We start from the raw sequence: 18,346 nt of genomic DNA on the forward strand, positions 1-18,346 counted from the left end.
CGGTATCGCCTGCGATGGCGCGTCCGACTATAGTCGCCACGGAGGATTCGGCGGCTAGCCGATGCGATGCGACACGGGAGGATAGGATGATACGGAAGAATTCGGCCGCACGGCCCGCTGGAGCGCGGCCATGCTGATCCTCGACAAGGTGTTTCTGGTCACCGGCGGTGGATCCGGGCTCGGCGCCGCCGTGGCGCGGATGTTCGTCGCCGAAGGCGCCCATGTGGTCATCGCCGACGTCAATGTCGAGGCTGGGGCGGCGATCGCCGCGGAACTCGGCGCCCGCGCCCGCTTCGTGCGCACTGATGTGACGAGCGAGATTGAAGGTGCGGCCGCGGTGGAGGTGGCGATCGAAAGCTTCGGGCATCTCCACGGGCTGGTGAACTGCGCCGGGATAGCGCCCGGCGAAAAAGTGCTCGGCCGTGACGGGCCGCACCGGCTCGACAGTTTTGCGCGCGCGATCGGCATCAACCTTGTCGGCACGTTCAATATGATCCGGCTGGCCGCCGCAGCGATTGCCCGGGAGGAGCCGGATCTCGAAGGCGGCCGCGGCGTCATCGTCAATACCGCTTCGGTCGCCGCCTTCGACGGTCAGATCGGCCAGGCGGCTTACGCGGCCTCGAAGGGCGGCGTCGTGGCAATGACCCTGCCGATCGCACGCGAACTCGCCCGCTCCGGCATCCGCGTCGTCTCGATCGCACCAGGCATCTTCGAAACGCCGATGATGGCCGGCATGCCGCAGGAGGTGCAGGATTCGCTCGGCAAGAGCGTCCCCTTCCCGGCGCGCCTCGGCCGGCCGGGCGAATATGCCGCGCTGGTTCGGCATATCTGCGAGAACGACATGCTGAACGGCGAGGTCATCCGCCTCGACGGGGCATTGCGGATGGGGGCGAGGTAGCGGACCTCTCAGCCGGGGCGGATAAGGGGGGCCGGATCGGACGCTATCCCGACTGTCGCCGCCAGTTGAAGCCGCACTACCGCAGCCGCTTCCCATCCCCGTCGAACACCAGCGCGCAGCCCGGATCGAAGCGAGCAGAAATGCGGTCGCCGGATTTGAGGCCGCGGCCGTTCTTCGTTTCGATAATAACAAGTTCGCCATTGCCGTGACGAGCATAGGCGAAAGTCTCGCCGCCGAGATGCTCCAGCATATCGATCGTCAGCTCCAGGCTCGCCGAGCCATGCTCCTTGAAGTGTTCGGGACGGATGCCGACCGTCACCGGCGTGCCCGTTGCCATCCCTTTCAAGCCGACGGGGATTTTTGCGTCGGCATAGTCCGGCAGGCGTGCATGGGTCTCTCCGCCCTCGCTGTCGATCACGCCCTTCAAGAAATTCATCTTCGGCGAGCCGATGAAGCCGGCGACGAAGAGATTGGCGGGATCGTCGTAGAGATCGAGCGGCGAGCCGACCTGTTCGACCACCCCGCCGCGCATGACGACGATCTTGTCGGCAAGCGTCATCGCCTCGACCTGGTCGTGCGTCACATAGATGATCGTGGCGGCGAGCTGTTTGTGGAGCCTCGCGATCTCGATGCGCATGTGGACGCGCAGTTCCGCGTCGAGGTTGGAGAGCGGCTCGTCGAAGAGGAATATCTTCGGGTGGCGGACGATCGCCCGCCCGATTGCCACGCGCTGGCGTTGCCCGCCGGAAAGCTGCTTCGGCTTGCGGTCGAGCAAGGGCCCGAGTTCCAGGATGTTGGCGGCTTCGCTGACCCGTTTTTCGATCTCGGCCTTGCGCACGCCGGCAAAGCGCAGCGCAAAGCCCATGTTCTCCCGCACCGTCATATGCGGATAGAGCGCATAGGACTGGAAGACCATGGCGATGCCGCGTTTCGATGGGTCGATATCGTTCATCAGCACGTCGTCGATCGTCAGATCGCCGGAGGTGATCTCCTCGAGACCGGCGATCATCCGGAGCAGGGTCGACTTGCCGCAGCCGGACGGTCCGACGAAGACGACGAACTCACCCGACTTGATCTCGAGGTCGACGCCCTTGATGACCTCGAAACCACCATAGGACTTGCGGACATCGCTGAGTTGGAGCTCGCTCATGCGCGCGCCGCTCCTTCGGTAGTGGCGGACAGCGCAAGCCTGGTCGTGGCGAGACGCGACGACGTTACGGTGACGAGAATGTCGCCGACACTGCCGGTTGATTCCAGCCAGAAGCCCGTCGAACCACCCTGGAAGACGACGCGCTCCGGTCCGAGAAGCCGTGCCGGGCCATCAACCGCGATATCGATGGCGTCGTTCAGGAACGGCAGGATATTGCCGGCCTGATCGAGGGCGCGGACGATGACGCGCACACTGTCGCGCCCCTCGGCCTGCAACGTCCTGCTGTCGGCTTCAACGGCAAGCGTCGTCGGCAGCGGATCGGCAGCCATCCGGAGATGGGCGACCGCCTTGTCGTCGATGAAGCCGGTGAATTCGGCGCTTTCCCATTTCATGCCCCAGACACCGAGCTCGTCCTTGGTGAAGTGGCGGTGGTCGATGACGACCGGCGGATGCGGCAGATGTGGGAAGGTCTCGCGGTCCGGGCCGACCCGCTTCGTAAGCGAGCCGTATTTCAGTTCGATCTCGTCGCAGTTGGTGAGCACGATCAACGGCAGCACGCCGCCGATATTGCGCTCGCCGCGCGCCCAGAAGGTGACGGGCTTCATCACCACTTCTTCCGACGGCTCGCACTGGCTGGCATAGACGTAAGCCGCGAATTTCGGCTCGCGGAACATGTCCATGACGCCGTGATAGCAGATCCGGTCGCCGGAGCCGAAGTCCTTGTGGGTGTTGTAATCGAACATGCACCATCCGATGGCGCCGGAAATGCTGTCGTCACCGTAAGCGGCGTTCAGCACCTCGAGATGCCGGCGGACATGTTCGGCCTGGCGCTGTTCCTGGTCGTAGATCTTCGTCGGATACATGTGGCCGCCGAATTCGGTGATGAGGTAGGGCACCTTGCCGGAAAGCCCGGTGCATTCCTGCTGCGGGCGCAGCGCCGTGCGGGGCCGGTTCGAGCCGGGCAGTTCCTCGTTGCCGAGAATGAAGTCGTTCATCGTGTAGACGTCTTCGAGAAACTCGCTGTCGGTGATGTAGCGCACACCGCCGGTCTGCCGGGTGGGGTCGAGGTCGCGGGCGAGGCGGTTCGTTTCGACGTAGAAATCGTGCGAATCCTGCGACTCGTTGATCCTGACGCCCCAGATGACGATCGACGGATGATTCCAGTCGCGCTCGATCATGCGCCGGACGTTCTGGATCGCCTCCTCTTTCCATGCCTCGCCGCCGATGTGCTGCCAGCCGGGGATTTCTTCGAAGACCAAGAGGCCGATGCGGTCGCAATGGTCGAGGAACCATTTCGACTGCGGATAGTGCGAGGTGCGCACGAGATTGCAGTGGAGCTTGTGCTTCATGATCTCCGCATCGCGCTCCTGCGCGCTGCGCCCCATGGCGTAGCCGACATAGGGGAAGGCCTGGTGCCGGTTGAGGCCGCGGATCTTGAGCGGCCGGCCGTTCAGCCGGAAACCGTCGACGGTGAACTCCGCCGTGCGGAAGCCGAAATGCGAGGCGAGCCGGTCGCGGCCGTGATCGGTCCGGAGCTGGACTTCGACCTGGTAGAGCACCGGATGGTCGATGTCCCAGAGCGACAGGCCCTTGAGGCCGGTCAATTCGAGCGTGACGTCCTCGCCGCTGGTCTCGGCGACCGCCTCGGCGACGACCTCGCCCTTCGCATCCCTGAGGAGTGCGGTCACGGTGCCGGCGAAGGCGAGGCCCTGCGGGTTGGCGAGGTCGCAGCGGACGGCGACCGACTTCGTGTCGGATAGCACGTCGCCGGGCTCGATCTTGATGTTGGCGATCGACACCTGGTCGGTGACCTTGAGCCAGACGTCGCGATAGATGCCGGCATAGGTGAGATAGTCGATCCGGCCGCCGAACGGCGGGATCTCCGGGTTCTCGCTGCCGTCGATCTTGACCGTGATCAGGTTGTCGCCATCGCAAAGCCTGCCGGTCAGGCGCGCCTCGAAGGGCGTATAGCCGTCCTTGTGGGCGATGATCCCCTCGCCGTTCAGATAGACGACGGCATCGGCCATCGCGGCGTCGAAGACGAGCGAGACCTCGCGACCGTCGAAGTCCGGTCTTGAGACAATGACCTTCTGATAGGTGAAGGCTCGCTGGTAGGAGGTCTCGTCGAAATAGTTGAAGGGCAGCTCGACGGCATTATGCGGCAGGCTGACGGCCTGGCCAGGCTGAAGCGCGCCAGCGTCGGCGACAGAGAAGCCTTCGGAAAAGACCCATGAATCGTTGAATGAGGTAACAGAGCGCATCATCGTTCCTATTTGACCGAGCCCAGCATGCCCTGGACGAATTGGCGTTGCATGAAGAAGAAGACGGTGAGGGTGGGAAGCGTCGCCAGGAACGTACCGACCATCACCACCCCGTAGTCGGGGTAATAGGCCGAGGCGAGCGAGGAGATGACCAGCGTAATCGTCTTCGTCTCGTTCGACTGCAGCACGATCAGCGGCCAGAGATAATTGTTCCAGGCGGTCATGAAGACGATGATGAAGGCGGCCGCGTAGGTCGAGCGCATCACCGGCACATAGATGTAGAGGAAGATCTGCCACTCCTTGAGGCCGTCGACCTTCGCGGCGTCGCGCAGTTCCGAGGGAAACGCCTTGGTGCTCTGCCGGAAGTAGAAGACGATGAAGGCCGAGCCGATCGTCGGCAGCACGACGGCGATATGCGTGTTGATGAGGCCCATCTTGCCCATCATGATGAACAGCGGGATCATCAGCGCCGCAAAGGGGATCATCAGCGTCAACAGCATGGCGCGGTAAAGCCCCTCGCGCCGTCGCGAGCGGAAGATCTCGAAGCCGTAGCCGGCGAGCGACGAGACCGCCAGGGTAAGCACCGTCGCGAAAATGGTGACCTTCGCCGAATTCCAGAAGACCAGGGGCACATTCACCAGGGTGAAGAAGTTGGCGATGTTCGTTGCCAGCACTTCACCGGGCACGAGCCGGCCCTTGATGATGTCGATCGAGGAATTGGTCGCGCCGAGCGCCATCCAGATGAAGGGGAAGACGGAGAGAAAGGCCATCAGCCCGACGAAGCCGTAGGTGAAGACAGCCGATGCGATGCGTGCGGGGTTGGCGCTCATTTCTCGCGCTCCCTGGCCAGGAAGAACTGCAGGAAGGCGAGAAGGGCGACGAGGATGACGATGACGTAGGAGACCGTCGCCGCATAGCCGAAGTTCGGCATGAAGCGGAAGGTGAGATTGTAGATGTAGAGCGACAGGGTCAGCGTTGCATTGGACGGTCCGCCCTTGCCCTCGGTCAGGTTATAGACCTCGTCGAAGAGCTGCAGCGTGCCGATCGTCGAAATCACCGTGGTGAAGAGGATGACGGGCTTCAGGAGCGGGATAGTGATGTGGGTGAAGCGGGCCCAGGCCGGGACGCCGTCGATGCGCGCGACCTCGTAGATCGACTTGTCGATGTTCTGCAGGGCCGCCAGATAGAAGATCATGTTGTAGCCGGTCCACCGCCAGGTGATGGCGATGATGACGAGCGTCTTCGCCCAGAAGGGATTTGTCAGCCAGGGAATGGGCGAGGCGATGATGCCGATCGCCTGGAGCGTCGAATTGACGATGCCGTCGGGCGCAAACATGCCCTTGAAGAGCACGGAGTAAGCGACAAGCGAGGTGACGCAGGGCAGGAAGATCGCGGTGCGGAAGAACCCCCTGCCGACGAGCCGCGGATTGTTGAGGAGCGACGCCAGGATCAGGGCGAGCAGGATCATGATCGGCACCTGCACGACGAAATAGGTCATCGTGTTGGTCAGCGCCTTGAGGAAGACTGGATCGTTCCAGAGGCGGACGAGGTTTCCGAATCCGGCGAACTTCATCATCATGCCGCGGCCGGACTGGAACGACATCCAGAGCGACCAGAGGATCGGATAGACCATGAACAGGGCGATCAGCCCGAGCGCCGGTGCGACGAACAGCCAGCCATTGACGTCATAATATCGGCCGATGCCGCCGCGGCGGGCGAGAGCCATCGTCAACCTCATGAGTAACTGATATCGTTGGCCGTGGCTCAAGCCGCCACGGCCGTGGGTCAGTAAATGGGCAACCTGCTGAGTCGAGGCGCGGACGGATCCGCTGCCTGATCCCGCTCTCGGTTTACTGGATATGCCCGCTGATCTCGGAGTCAATCGCCTTCAGCACCTCGTCGACCGGCGTGCCCTGTGTCAGCGCCGGCAACTGCGCGGTGACCGCGAGATCCGCCTCGTTGGTGAAGACGCCGTACTTGACCGATGGCACTTTCACGAGCCAGTCGGAGAAGTTCTGCCAGACCTTCTCGCCGCCGAAGAACGGATCGGCGGCCTCGTAGGCTGCGCCGCCGCGGGCGGCGAGCAGCGAGCCGACGGCGCCGCGGTCCTGCAGGATCTTCTGGTAGAAGTCGATGTCTTTGCCGTAAATCTCATTGAGGAAGTCGATCGCCTCGGCCTTCTCCGCCGAGCTTTCGAGCACATACCAGCTCGATCCGCCGAGATTCGAGGCATGCGTCGCCCCCTCGATCGAGAGCGCCGGGATCGGCGCGACGCCCCATTTGCCGGCCTGATCCGGCTGCGCCTTGACGGTGCCGGTGATCCACACACCGGTAACGACCGTGGCGACGTCGCCCGAAGTGAAGGTGCCAACCCAGTCGGACCACCCATTGGCCGGCTTGTAGATGTTGGCGGACATGATCTTGCCGACGGTCTCGAGCGCCGCCTTCAGCGCCGCATTGCCGGTGATGTTCGGCTTGCCTTCCTTGTCGAAATACCATTGCCCGGCGGACTGCATGATGATGCGGACAAGGCCGCCATCGTTCGGGTCGAGGCCCATCATCTTCTTGCCGGTCTTCGCCTCGACTTGGCTGCCGATCTCAATGAAGCGATCCCAGGTGAGGTTCTGCATGTCCTCTGGCTTGAAGCCGGCCTGCTCGAGGTAGTCCTTGCGGTAATAGAGACCGGTGACGCCGGAATCGAAGGGCATGCCGTAGACCTGGTCGTCGACGGTCATCACCTCGACCTTGTAGGGAGCGAAGCCGGAATAATCGACGGTGCCGGAAAGCGGCGCAAAGGCGCCGGGGAAGGACTGCAGATATTTTTGCGCGCCGTAGTCCTCGATGAGCACGATGTCAGGCAGCGCATCGGCGGTGCCGGAGGCGAGACCCGTCTGGAGCTTCTGCTCGACGTCGGTCTTGGCGAAATCGACGACGTTGAAGGTGACGTCCGGATGCGTCTTGGTGTAGCGGGCGCCCGCTTCCTTCATGATCGCGACGTTGAAGTTCGGATCCCAGCACCAGATGGTGATTTCCTTCGCCTCAGCGGCGGTCACCGCCAGAAAGCTAGCACTCGCCAAAGCGAGAGCGGTGATCCGCGGCAGACGGGTACGCGCGAAAATATCCATTCATTCCTCCCTCAAGGTTCGTTCCCCGAGACAGTCCTCCCTGTCTCTGGCCGGGAGTATTTCCTAAAATTGGGAGCAGCGCAATATTTTCAGTAAATTTTTACCGCGGGTTTTTCACAGACCAGCTTAGGCGCGCTCTATGTCCGTCAGGGAAAAATCCTCGCCCTTGAAGAGCAACGGTAGGCGATGAGCTTTGGCGCACGCATAGGAAAAGCAATCTCCGAAATTGAGCCTTGCGGGGTGGGCGACTACGCCGCCGTAGGTCCGGCAGGCGTTGATCGCCGTGCGATGCATTGCGCTATCGATCGTCAACTCTTTCGCCCCAATCGCTTCGATGAAAACCTCAACGTGCTGTTGCGCCAAATCAATTAGGTACGGCGGCATCGGCACTTGGTGTCCAAGCGCACCGACCCGCTTTTTTCGGGCGAGGCTGATGACCGCCTCGAATATGGAAAGCGATGAATAGTAGATCGGCTTCGCCGCTTCTTCGATCTTGGCAATCAGAAGATCGGCGTCTTCCTCGTTGCCAAGGATTGCAACGATGGCAGAGGCATCGAGGAACATCAGATGCCGCCCCACTGTTCATCGGTAAATTTCTTCATATCGAAGTCCGGATCGTCCGGACCCATGGCGCGAACATCCTCCTGCAGCCGCTTGATCCGGTCTTTCAACGGGATAGCGTGTTTTGCCCGCTCCAACTCATTGAGCAGCGCCCTGCGCACCGCCTCCGTCTTGTTAGGAGCATTGATCGCCTGCTGGACCTGCTTCGCAAGCGCGTCGACGGCACCGTCGCGAATATAGAGGGACATCGGGGACTCCTCATCTGTATATTCCAAATACGAATATACGTATATTCTATGTGGGATATACGCCGCCTGCAAGCCGGGGCATGCCGCCACGCGGTCGCGCCTGCCTCCAAATGGGCAAAGCAGCGCGACGAACATAGAGCCGACGTCTAGACGGAGCCTAATTCTTCGCGTGCGGCCGTGGTTCGGCCAACTCCAGGATCATCCCGCGCCGGGGTGCTCCCCCGCCAGACGATCTCGGTACCGAGGACCACCTTCTTGGCAACCTCGCGCCCGGAAAGGCGCTCGAGCAGCAGGTCGACGGCGGTTTCGCCGATCAGTTCGGCCGGAATCTTCACCGTGGAAAGCGGCGGCCCCAGAAACTGGGCAACGGGAATGTCGTTGAAACTCGCCACGGCAATGTCCTCTGGGATGCTGAGGCCCATCTCGCGAATGGCCCGATAGGCGCCGAGCGCCATGTTGTCGTTGCAAGTAATCAGGACCTTCGGCGGATTGGGCTTCGACAACATCGCCTTGGTGAGCGCGTAGCCGCTGTCGGGTGTCATCCGCTCGACCATGCACAGAGCCGGATCGTAGAGCCCGGCCTTTACCATCCACTCGATATAGGTACGGCAACGGCGCTCCGAATGGATGTTTTCGGGTTCGTGGAAAGCATCGATCCAGCCGATGAAGCCGATCCGGCGATAGCCCATGCCGTGAACCGCTTCCAGGAGCCGGATCATTGCCATCGCGACGTCGCTCAACACGCTGTCGTCCGCATCTCCGGCCGGCGCGTAGTCGGCAAAGACGAGGTGGCGGCTGTGGCGGCGCAGCCATTCGAGCTGCTCGCCATAGTAGTGGCCGACGGCGACGACGCCCGAGGCGCCCTCGAGGATCGCCGCCTCCGGGGGGCTGCCTGTGTGGAAGACCTTGACGATTTCGCTCTTCAGTGCCTGGCACCGGCTTTCGATGCCGAGCCGCACGCCGACGTAATAGGGGTCGGCCAGTTCCTGGGCCGGCTCGAGGAAATGCACGAGGGCGAGCTTGACCCCGACGCCGACACCTTGAGCCGCCCGGCTGCGGTTGCGCGGCGTCGCGTAATTGAGCGCTTCTGCCGTCTCGATGATCGCCTGGCGCTTCTTCGTGGAGATCGACAGTGTCGGATCGTAGTTGAGAACCCGCGACACGGTCGCCGAAGAGACGCCGACGGCGGCTGCGATTTCCTTGATTGTCACCATTCCCTTAGGTCCCGCCAGTCAGCCACGTACTTCGTGCGCTGTGTTTAGTAAAATTTTATCGCGAAGATTTCAATCGCAAGCCGCAGCCAGCGTTGTAACCGATTCGCTTATCTTGGTGGTTTTCGCCGGCACGCTCGCATACATGCCGGTGGTGCGGAACTCCGTCGGGCTCGCGCCGAATACCCGGCGGAAGACCTTGGCGAAGTAGTTGGGGTCCTCGAAGCCGGACAGGATGGCCACTTCCTTGACCGGCAGGTCCGCGGTCTTGGTCAAGAGCTTCACCGCCCGCTGCAGCCGCTTCTGCAGCACGAACTCGGCGGGCGGCATGCCCTCGCTTGCCGCGAAGACGCGCGAGAAGTGGGCGCGGCTCAAGCCGGAGACGTGGGCAAGTTCTTCGACCGGCAGCGGCTTTTCGAGATTCGCCAGGATGTGGTCGATGACGTGCTGCATCTTCCGGTACTCTTCGCTGATGACCGGATGCGATCCGAAGACGTCGTCATAGAGCGTCATCGCCGCCTCATAGGCGATCGCCGAGGCGCGTCCGGGCGTTTCGCCGCCGTCAATGAGGCGGAGGCTGCAGTCGGCCAAGTGCTCGACCGTCTCCGGCTGCAGCTTCAGGACAGGGCCGGTGACGGCGAGAATGGAGCGGTGGATGCGCAGCGCCTCCTCGCCGTTCATCGAGATCCAGAAGAACTCCCAGCGCCCGCCGTCCTCCAGCCAATAGCGGTGATTGTGCGGCACGAGCAGGAGCAGCGTGTCGCCCTCACGCACGCGAAAGCTGCGCTGTTCGTAGCGCAGGTTTCCGGCGCCGCCGATCGTGTGCTGCAGCACCGTGAACGGCGTCTGGCCGCGCTTGCGCCCGTCCCAGTCGTAGCTGCCGTCGGTTCTGATTTCGTAGCCGGTGCTGGTCGGCATCGTATGCAGGCTCTGTCTTCCCCGCGGCAGCGAAACTGTCCGCATCACCGGCCCGCGGTCGATCAAATGCTGCAGCACAGAATTACCCATGAAAGCACAATCCCTCTCTAGTCGCGCTCCGGATTATACACATAATGACCACAGATCGCGCAAGACGCACGGCTAACCGGCGTTTGAAGCAAGGGTTTTCGGTGAGGACGGCCCGCCGAATGCGGCCGGATCAATTCGATGAATTGATTTTACCCTTATAGCGCGAAGATCGCCATTGCGAGGAGGCATAAACGAAAATGGGCAGCTTCAAAATCGCCATTATCGGCGCCGGCAGCGTCGGTTTCACCAAGAAGCTTTTCACCGACATCCTGTCCGTGCCGGAGCTCCGCGACGTCGAGTTCGCCTTGACGGATCTGAGCGAGCACAATCTCGGCATGATCAAGACGATCCTCGACCGGATTGTCGAGGCGAATAATCTGCCGACACGCGTCACGGCAACCACAGATCGACGCAAGGCGCTCGAAGGCGCTCGCTATATCATCAGCTGCGTCCGGGTGGGCGGCCTCGAGGCCTATGCGGACGATATCCGCATTCCGCTGAAATACGGGGTCGACCAATGCGTCGGCGACACGATCTGCGCCGGCGGCATTCTCTACGGCCAGCGCAACATTCCGGTCATCCTCGATTTCTGCAAGGACATCCGCGAGGTCGCCGAGCCCGGGGCCAAGTTCCTGAACTATGCCAACCCGATGGCGATGAACACCTGGGCGGCGATTGAATATGGAAAGGTCGACACTGTCGGTCTCTGCCACGGCGTCCAGCACGGCGCCGAGCAGATCGCCGAGATCCTCGGCGCCAAGGACGGCGAGTTCGACTATGTCTGCTCCGGCATCAACCACCAGACCTGGTTCATCGACGTCCGCCTCAACGGCCGCAAGATCGGCAAGGACGAGCTCATTGCCGCCTTCGAGGCCCATCCGGTCTTCTCCAAGCAGGAGAAGCTCAGAATCGACGTCCTGAAGCGCTTCGGCGTCTATTCGACCGAAAGCAACGGCCATCTCTCTGAATACCTGCCCTGGTACCGCAAGCGCCCTGACGAGATCACCAAATGGATCGACATGTCGGACTGGATCCATGGCGAGACCGGCGGCTACTTGCGCTATTCGACCGAGACCCGCAACTGGTTCGAGACCGAGTATCCGCGCTTCCTCGAAGAGGCCGGCAGGCCGCTCGATACGATCAAGCGCTCGAACGAGCATGCGAGCCATATCCTCGAAGCGCTCGAGACCGGGCGCGTCTATCGCGGTCATTTCAACGTCAAGAACAATGGCGTGATCAGCAACCTGCCGGCGGATGCGATCATCGAATCTCCTGGCTTCGTGGATCGCTTCGGCATTAACATGGTGTCCGGCATTACGCTTCCCGAGGCCTGTGCCGCCACCTGCATCTCGTCGATCAATGTCCAGCGCATGTCCGTTCATGCGGCGATCACCGGGGACATCGACCTTCTGAAGCTCGCGGTGCTGCACGACCCGCTGGTCGGCGCGATCTGCACGCCGGAGGAGGTCTGGCAGATGGTCGACGAAATGGTCGTCGCTCAAGCACAATGGCTGCCGCAATATGCCCATGCCGTCGAGGCGGCCAAGGATCGGCTCGCCCGATCGACGGTGAAGACCCGCGAATGGACGGGCGCGGCCCGGCGCGAGGTGCGCTCTATCGAGGAAATCCGCGCCGAGAAGGAAGCCGCAAAGCTGCGCGCTGCCGGCTAGGCCCGGCTGAGGAAAATGTGAGCGGTCTTCCGCTCGTATCTGCGCCAAGCCTTTGAAAGGACAGCGCGAAACGGCATCCGCGTGAGGAAGCGAATGTCGTCCGGCGGGGGCGCATGACGCCACGTCGGAGACCGTTAGGAGGAGCGCCACCCGTCCCGGCGTGGCGAACACAGGAGGGAGAACCTGAGACAATGAGAACGCATCGACTGAAAACAACGGCCAGCCTGCTGATCGGCATATCCGCCTTTGCCGTGCAGGCCTTCGCGTCCGAACCGACCGTGGTGCCCGAGCAGCCGCCCGTGCCGGCGCAGGGCAAGATCACCTTTGTGCCGCGCGAGTCCATTCTCGAGTTCAAGGCTTTGCCCGAATACAAAGAGCCGGAATGGGTCACGGAGAAATTCGTCAAGACCGGCAAGCTGCCGCCTGTTGCCGAGCGCCTGCCGAGGGAGCCGATGGTCTTCAAGACCGGCAACATGCCGGACGGTGTCGGCGTCTATGGCGACGTCATGCGCCATGTCATCGGCGGCCGGCCGGAGGGCTGGAACTACAGCGCCGGCCAGACTCAAGGGTGGGGCGGCATCGACATCGGCATGTCCGAATGCCTGACGCGCACCGCGCCGCTCTACCAGGTGGAGGCGAGCGACGTCGAGCCGCTGCCGAACCTCGCCCGGAGCTGGGAATGGTCCGAGGATGGCCACAAGCTGACGATGCATCTGATCGAGGGCGCGAAATGGTCCGACGGCGACCCCTTCGACGCCGACGATGTGATGTTCTACTGGGACGACAATGTCGTCGATCCGAACGTCTCGCCGCTGAACGGCGCGACACCGGAGACCTTCGGTGAAGGAACGACACTGAAGAAGATCGACCAGAATACCGTCGAATGGACCTTCAAGGAGGCCTTCCCGCGCCAGCATCTCTATTCCATGGCCTATGGCACTTTCTGCCCCGGCCCATCGCATATCCTCAAGACCAAGCATCCGAAATATGCCGGCACGACCTACGACCAGTACAAGAACGGCTTCCCGCCGGAATACATGAACATTCCGGTGATGGGCGCCTGGGTGCCGGTCGCCTACCGGCCGGACGACATCATCGTGTTGCGCCGCAATCCCTATTACTGGAAGGTCGACGAGTCCGGCAAGCAGCTGCCCTATCTGAACGAAGTGCATTACAAGCTGTCGACCTGGGCCGACCGCGACGTTCAGGCGATCGCCGGATCGGGCGATTTCTCCAACCTCGAGCAGCCGGAGAACTTCGTCGAGTCGCTGAAGCGCGCAGCCAATGAATCCGCCCCGGCGCGGCTCGCCTTCGGTCCGCGCGTCATCGGCTACAATCTGCGCATGAACTACTCGGCCAATGGTTGGGGAGAGCCGGACGAACGCGCCCAGGCGGTCCGGGAACTCAACCGCAACCTGGATTTCCGCCAGGCCGTCACCATGGCGGTCGATCGCAAGAAGCTCGGCGAAGCGCTGGTGAAGGGCCCCTTCACGGCGATCTACCCGGGCGGGCTTTCCTCCGGCACGAGCTTTTACGACCGGAACTCGACCATCTACTACCCCTTTGACCTCGAAGGCGCCAAGGCGCTCCTCGAAAAGGCCGGGCTCAAGGACACGGACGGCAACGGCATCGTCAACTTTCCGCAAGGAACCGCCGGCGGAGCCGACGTGCAGATCGTGATGCTCGTCAATTCCGATTACGGCACCGACCGCAACCTCGCGGAAGGCTTGATCGGCCAGATGGAGCAGCTCGGTCTCAAGGTCGTCCTCAATGCGGTCGACGGTACCAAGCGCGATGCGACGCAATATGCCGGCAAGTTCGACTGGCTGATCCGCCGCAACGACCAGGAGCTGACCTCTGTCGTGCAGAACACGACGCAGCTGGCCCCCACCGGCCCGCGCACGAGCTGGCACCACCGGGCGCCGGAAAGCGGCAAGGTCGATCTCATGCCTTACGAGCAGGAACTCGTCGACATCGTCAACAAGTTCATCGCGAGCAACGACAACGAGGCGCGCGCCGATCTGATGAAGCAGTTCCAGAAGGTCTCGACGACCAATGTCGATACCGTCGGCCTGACCGAATATCCGGGGGCGCTGATCATCAACAAGCGCTTCTCGAACATTCCTCCGGGCGCGCCGATCTTCATGTTCAACTGGGCTGAAGACACGATCATCCGCGAGCGGGTCTACGTTGCGGCCGACAAGCAGGGCGACTACGAGCTCTATGCAGAGCAGCTTCCGGGCAAGCCCGGCGAAAGCGGCCCGAGCAACTGAACGTGATCGTCTCTCCCGGCTCCTGACCTTCGGAGCCGGGAGGATCGCCCTTCACTCCGGGCGGTGCCGGTCTGGCCGGCACCGCCAACGGAAAACCGACAGAAGGAAACGGCCATGTTCAGATTTCTGCTGGTCCGCATCGCCTCTGCCATTCCGGTGCTGTTCGTCCTGAGCGTGGTGACCTTTGCCATCATCCAGGCGCCGCCCGGCGACTATAGCGACTACATCCGCTCGCAACTCATCAACCAGGGCGGCGCCTCCTTCGAGGAAGCCGACGCCCAGGCGCAGGCCTATCGCAAGGAGCATGGCCTCGATAAGCCGCTGCCGCTGCAATACGTCAACTGGGTGACCGGTATCGTGACGCGCGGCGATTTCGGCCATAGCCTCTACTACAACAAGCCGGTTGCCGACGTCGTCGGCGAACGCCTGCCGCGCACGCTGGCGCTGGCGCTCGTCTGCCACATCCTCGCTTCGGTGATCGGCATCGGCTTCGGCATCCTCGCCGCGACCCGGCAATATTCCTGGGTGGACAGCCTGCTTTCGACCGTCTCCTTCCTCGGCATGACGGTGCCGCGCTTCCTGATGGCGCTGATCATCGTCTATGTCCTCGTCTTCCATTTCAATGTCAGCGAGATCAACAGCTTTCATTCCGCCCGCTATGGCGGCGCGCCCTGGTCCTGGGACAAGTTCGTCGATCTTGTGAAGCACGTCTGGCCGGTCGTGGCGATCGCTACGTTCGGCGGGCTCGCCTACAACATGCGCGTCATGCGCGGCAACCTGCTCGACACGCTGAATGCCCAATATGTCGAGACGGCCCGCGCCAAGGGCCTGAGCGAGAGCGCCGTCGTGATGCGGCATGCCGTTCCGAACGCGCTGCACCCGCTCATCATGTATCAGGGTGTCGTGCTTCCCTACATGCTGACCGGCGAGATCGAGACGGCGATCATCTTCGCGCTGCCGACCGTTGGGCCGGCGATCGTCGGCTCCATGTGGGTGGGCGACGTCTATGTCACCGCGACCTTCATGCTGGTTCTTTCGGCAACGCTGATCGTCGGCAACATCATCGCCGACATGCTGCTCGCCGCGCTCGATCCGCGCGTGCGCATGGGAGGAGGGGCCTACGCATGACCATCGAAGCCCATAGCACCGTACCGGTCGCAATGCAGCCGGAAGAAAAGCACCACCACGAGAGCTATACCGCCCTTGTCTGGCGGCGGCTGAAACGCTCCTGGACGGGCCTGCTCGGCCTGATCCTCGTCAGCCTGCTGGTTGTCATGGCGATCTTCGCCGATTTCCTGTCGCCGGTCGATCCGAAGGCGACCGGCGTCGCCTTCGCACCGCCGCAGGCGATCAGCTTCCGCGACAAGGACGGCAACTTCGTCTTCTCGCCGCGCAGCTACCCGGTGCGCGAGACGGAAGAGCTCGACCCGATCACCTTCCAGCCGATCATCGGCCCCGACTACGAAAATCCGCAGGTCCTCGGCTTCTTCGTCAAGGGCGCGCCCTACAGGCTCTTCGGGCTCATTCCCGCCCAGCGCCATCTCTTTGGCGCCGTCGACGGCACGCCGGTGCATTTGCTCGGCACCGACAAGTTCGGCCGCGACGTGCTGTCGCGCATCCTCTACGGCTCACGCATATCGCTGATCATCGCGCTGACGGTCGTCTCCATCGTGACCGTCGTCGGCACGACGGTCGGCATGGTGTCGGGCTATTTCGGCGGACGCTTCGACGCCTGGGTGCAGCGTTTCGTGGAGCTTGTGCTGGCCTTCCCGCAGTTGCCGCTCTACCTGGCGCTCGCCTCGCTGATTCCGGTGACGGCGCCGACCAATGTCTTCCTGGCCTTTGTCGTCATCGTGATGTCGGCGCTCGGCTGGGCGCAGATGTCGCGCGAAGTCCGCGGCAAGACGCTGGCGCTGGCGCGGATCGACTATGTGCGGGCGGCGATCGCCATCGGCGCGACTGACCGGCGCATCATCTTCCAGCACATTTTCCCGAATGTGATGAGCCACGTGATCGTCGCCGTCACGCTGTCGATCCCGCAGGTGGTGCTGCTCGAATCCTTCCTCGGGTTCCTCGGCTTTGCGGTGAAGCCACCGCTGATCTCCTGGGGGCTGATGCTGCAGGACACGGCGAACTATTCGGCGATCGGCTCCTATCCCTGGATCCTCTCGCCCGTCGCCTTCGTGCTCGTCACCGTCTTCGCCTTCAATGCGCTGGGTGACGGCCTGCGCGACGCAATCGACCCCTATTGAGGAGAACGCCGATGGCAGCGATCGAAAGCATTGTCCCGGCACCCGACGAACGGATTGACCGCCACACCAAGGATACGCGGCCGGTCATCGACGCCCGCAAGGTGGCCGTCACCTTCAAGGTGGAGCACGGCACCGTCGAGGCAGTGAAGGACGTCTCCTTCCAGCTCTATCGCGGTGAGACCGTGGCGATCGTCGGCGAGTCCGGATCGGGCAAGTCGGTGACGGCGCGCAGCATCATGGGGCTGCTCTCGAAGCGTGCCACGGTCGCCTCGCATTCGCGCATCGAATATGACGGCCGCGACGTCCTGAAATTCTCGGCGCGGCAGCGCCGGGCGCTGCGCGGCGACCGCATCTCGATGATCTTCCAGGAGCCGATGAGCTCGCTGAACCCGGTCTATACGATCGGCAGCCAGATCATCGAGGCGATCCGGGCGCATCGCCGGATGAGCCGCCGCGCGGCTGCGGCCCGCGCGCTGGAATTGCTGCGCCACGTGCAGATCCCGGATCCCGAGGCACGGCTCAACCAGTATCCGCATCAGCTTTCCGGCGGCCAGCGCCAGCGCGTGATGATCGCCATGGCGCTTGCCAACGATCCGGACGTGCTGATCGCCGACGAGCCGACGACGGCCCTCGACGTCACCGTGCAGGCGCAGATCCTCAACCTGATTCGCAAGCTGCAGCAGGATCTCGGCATGGCGGTGATCCTGATCACCCACGACCTGACGGTGGTGCGGCAGTTCTCCGACTATGTCTATGTGATGCAGCTCGGCGAGGTGAAGGAGCACAATACGACGGCGGCGCTGTTTGCCAACCCGCAGCATGCCTATACGCGACGGCTGCTCGCCTCAGAACCGTCGGGCTCGGCGAAACCGTTGTCCGACAATACACCGATCGTGCTTGACGGCCGCAACGTCCGGGTCTCGTTCATGCTGAAGAAGGGCGGCTTCTTCAAGCCGGAGCTGAAGGAGCTCATCGCCGTCGACAGCCTCAGCCTCAATCTTCGCCGGCATGAGACGCTCGGCCTCGTCGGCGAGTCCGGTTCCGGCAAGACCACCTTCGGCCAGGCGCTGATCCGGCTGATCAACACCGAGGGCGGCGAGATCTATTTCGATGGCGAGCCGATCCATAACAAGGACCGCTGGGGCATGCGCCCGTTGCGGTCGCGGATCCAGATCGTCTTCCAGGATCCGTTCTCCTCGCTCAATCCCCGCATGTCGATCGGCCAGATCATCGAGGAGGGGCTGATCGTCAACGGCATCGGCGAGAACCGCAAGGACAGGCTCGCCCGTGTCCAGGATGCGCTGGTCAGCGCCGGCATGCCGGGCAATATCCTGTCGCGCTTTCCGCATGAATTTTCCGGCGGCCAGCGCCAGCGCATCGCCATTGCCCGTGCCATCGCGCTCGAGCCGGAATTCATCCTGCTCGACGAGCCGACCTCAGCGCTCGATCTCTCGGTGCAGGCCCAGATCATCGACCTGTTGCGCAAGCTGCAGGACGAGCGGGGGCTCAGCTACCTTTTCATCTCCCACGACCTGAAGGTTGTGCGCGCGCTCTGCCACCGCGTCGTGGTGATGCAGCACGGCAAGATCGTCGAAGAGGGCCCCGTGAACGAAATTCTTTCCAATCCCAAGACTGCCTATACGGAGCGGCTCGTCAGAGCCGCCTTCGAAGTGGCCGCGTGACCTTAGA

Annotated in this window: 15 protein-coding genes; 6 read left to right on the plus strand and 9 right to left on the minus strand. The window is 62.7% G+C overall.

Translation table 11 applies throughout. The features are described from left to right. The first annotated feature begins 130 nt into the window (after positions 1 to 130). A complete protein-coding gene (locus tag CO676_RS15995; RefSeq protein WP_014763020.1) occupies positions 131 to 898 on the plus strand; it encodes a 3-hydroxyacyl-CoA dehydrogenase in 768 nt (255 codons plus the stop codon). 76 nt (positions 899 to 974) lie between these two features. Here CO676_RS15995 and ugpC read toward each other — a convergent pair whose 3' ends face one another. The 9 genes from ugpC to CO676_RS16040 all read right to left on the minus strand — a co-directional run bounded on the left by ugpC (position 975) and on the right by CO676_RS16040 (position 10,462). Continuing rightward, positions 975 to 2,048: a sn-glycerol-3-phosphate ABC transporter ATP-binding protein UgpC gene (gene ugpC, locus CO676_RS16000; RefSeq protein ID WP_014763021.1), complete on the minus strand. Its 1,074-nt coding sequence runs from the start codon at positions 2,046 to 2,048 to the stop codon at positions 975 to 977. Then, positions 2,045 to 4,309: a glycoside hydrolase family 2 TIM barrel-domain containing protein gene (locus tag CO676_RS16005; protein WP_097521792.1), complete on the minus strand. Its 2,265-nt coding sequence runs from the start codon at positions 4,307 to 4,309 to the stop codon at positions 2,045 to 2,047. Before CO676_RS16005 ends, ugpC begins: the two co-directional genes overlap by 4 nt. An 8-nt stretch (positions 4,310 to 4,317) precedes the next feature. Beyond that, complete coding sequence (locus tag CO676_RS16010; protein ID WP_014763023.1) at positions 4,318 to 5,139, minus strand: carbohydrate ABC transporter permease; 822 nt, start codon at positions 5,137 to 5,139, stop codon at positions 4,318 to 4,320. Further along, complete coding sequence (locus tag CO676_RS16015) at positions 5,136 to 6,035, minus strand: sugar ABC transporter permease (RefSeq protein ID WP_014763024.1); 900 nt, start codon at positions 6,033 to 6,035, stop codon at positions 5,136 to 5,138. Before CO676_RS16015 ends, CO676_RS16010 begins: the two co-directional genes overlap by 4 nt. 124 nt (positions 6,036 to 6,159) lie before the next feature. Then, a complete protein-coding gene (locus CO676_RS16020) occupies positions 6,160 to 7,434 on the minus strand; it encodes an extracellular solute-binding protein (protein WP_014763025.1) in 1,275 nt (424 codons plus the stop codon). Between the two features lie 126 nt (positions 7,435 to 7,560). Next, the gene (locus CO676_RS16025) at positions 7,561 to 7,998 is read right to left on the minus strand and encodes a type II toxin-antitoxin system VapC family toxin (protein ID WP_097521793.1); all 438 of its coding nucleotides are present in this window, start codon (positions 7,996 to 7,998) and stop codon (positions 7,561 to 7,563) included. Continuing rightward, positions 7,998 to 8,243, minus strand: a complete 246-nt coding sequence (locus CO676_RS16030; RefSeq protein WP_014763027.1) for a type II toxin-antitoxin system VapB family antitoxin — start codon at positions 8,241 to 8,243, stop codon at positions 7,998 to 8,000. The genes CO676_RS16025 and CO676_RS16030 overlap by 1 nt, the downstream gene beginning before the upstream one ends. Before the next feature lie 146 nt (positions 8,244 to 8,389). Continuing rightward, on the minus strand, positions 8,390 to 9,457 hold the full coding sequence (locus CO676_RS16035) for a LacI family DNA-binding transcriptional regulator (protein WP_097521794.1): 1,068 nt from the start codon (positions 9,455 to 9,457) through the stop codon (positions 8,390 to 8,392). A gap of 69 nt (positions 9,458 to 9,526) precedes the next feature. Continuing rightward, the gene (locus CO676_RS16040; protein WP_014763029.1) at positions 9,527 to 10,462 is read right to left on the minus strand and encodes an AraC family transcriptional regulator; all 936 of its coding nucleotides are present in this window, start codon (positions 10,460 to 10,462) and stop codon (positions 9,527 to 9,529) included. A 197-nt stretch (positions 10,463 to 10,659) separates the two neighbouring features. Here CO676_RS16040 and CO676_RS16045 point away from each other — a divergent pair, with 197 nt between their 5' ends. The 5 genes from CO676_RS16045 (at position 10,660) to CO676_RS16065 (ending at position 18,339) form a co-directional block, all read left to right on the plus strand. After that, positions 10,660 to 12,132: an alpha-glucosidase/alpha-galactosidase gene (locus tag CO676_RS16045; RefSeq protein WP_014763030.1), complete on the plus strand. Its 1,473-nt coding sequence runs from the start codon at positions 10,660 to 10,662 to the stop codon at positions 12,130 to 12,132. A 191-nt stretch (positions 12,133 to 12,323) separates the two neighbouring features. Then, positions 12,324 to 14,405: an ABC transporter substrate-binding protein gene (locus CO676_RS16050; RefSeq protein ID WP_014763031.1), complete on the plus strand. Its 2,082-nt coding sequence runs from the start codon at positions 12,324 to 12,326 to the stop codon at positions 14,403 to 14,405. 114 nt (positions 14,406 to 14,519) lie between these two features. After that, complete coding sequence (locus CO676_RS16055; protein ID WP_014763032.1) at positions 14,520 to 15,533, plus strand: ABC transporter permease; 1,014 nt, start codon at positions 14,520 to 14,522, stop codon at positions 15,531 to 15,533. Beyond that, positions 15,530 to 16,657 (plus strand): ABC transporter permease, encoded by a 1,128-nt coding sequence (locus tag CO676_RS16060; protein ID WP_014763033.1) that lies wholly within the window; start codon positions 15,530 to 15,532, stop codon positions 16,655 to 16,657. The genes CO676_RS16055 and CO676_RS16060 overlap by 4 nt, the downstream gene beginning before the upstream one ends. A gap of 11 nt (positions 16,658 to 16,668) precedes the next feature. Continuing rightward, entirely contained in the window at positions 16,669 to 18,339 is a 1,671-nt protein-coding gene (locus CO676_RS16065) for an ABC transporter ATP-binding protein (RefSeq protein WP_014763034.1), read from the plus strand. The last annotated feature ends 7 nt before the right edge of the window (positions 18,340 to 18,346 follow it).

The organism is Sinorhizobium sp. BJ1 (assembly GCF_002531555.1).
GTDB lineage: Bacteria > Pseudomonadota > Alphaproteobacteria > Rhizobiales > Rhizobiaceae > Sinorhizobium > Sinorhizobium fredii_B.

Coding starts and splice junctions, on each gene's coding strand:
- CO676_RS15995 (WP_014763020.1), top strand. CDS start 131: ATGCTGATCCTCGACAAGGTGTTTCTGGTCACCGGCGGTGGATCCGGG.
- ugpC (WP_014763021.1), bottom strand. CDS start 2,048: ATGAGCGAGCTCCAACTCAGCGATGTCCGCAAGTCCTATGGTGGTTTC.
- CO676_RS16005 (WP_097521792.1), bottom strand. CDS start 4,309: ATGCGCTCTGTTACCTCATTCAACGATTCATGGGTCTTTTCCGAAGGC.
- CO676_RS16010 (WP_014763023.1), bottom strand. CDS start 5,139: ATGAGCGCCAACCCCGCACGCATCGCATCGGCTGTCTTCACCTACGGC.
- CO676_RS16015 (WP_014763024.1), bottom strand. CDS start 6,035: ATGGCTCTCGCCCGCCGCGGCGGCATCGGCCGATATTATGACGTCAAT.
- CO676_RS16020 (WP_014763025.1), bottom strand. CDS start 7,434: ATGGATATTTTCGCGCGTACCCGTCTGCCGCGGATCACCGCTCTCGCT.
- CO676_RS16025 (WP_097521793.1), bottom strand. CDS start 7,998: ATGTTCCTCGATGCCTCTGCCATCGTTGCAATCCTTGGCAACGAGGAA.
- CO676_RS16030 (WP_014763027.1), bottom strand. CDS start 8,243: ATGTCCCTCTATATTCGCGACGGTGCCGTCGACGCGCTTGCGAAGCAG.
- CO676_RS16035 (WP_097521794.1), bottom strand. CDS start 9,457: ATGGTGACAATCAAGGAAATCGCAGCCGCCGTCGGCGTCTCTTCGGCG.
- CO676_RS16040 (WP_014763029.1), bottom strand. CDS start 10,462: ATGGGTAATTCTGTGCTGCAGCATTTGATCGACCGCGGGCCGGTGATG.
- CO676_RS16045 (WP_014763030.1), top strand. CDS start 10,660: ATGGGCAGCTTCAAAATCGCCATTATCGGCGCCGGCAGCGTCGGTTTC.
- CO676_RS16050 (WP_014763031.1), top strand. CDS start 12,324: ATGAGAACGCATCGACTGAAAACAACGGCCAGCCTGCTGATCGGCATA.
- CO676_RS16055 (WP_014763032.1), top strand. CDS start 14,520: ATGTTCAGATTTCTGCTGGTCCGCATCGCCTCTGCCATTCCGGTGCTG.
- CO676_RS16060 (WP_014763033.1), top strand. CDS start 15,530: ATGACCATCGAAGCCCATAGCACCGTACCGGTCGCAATGCAGCCGGAA.
- CO676_RS16065 (WP_014763034.1), top strand. CDS start 16,669: ATGGCAGCGATCGAAAGCATTGTCCCGGCACCCGACGAACGGATTGAC.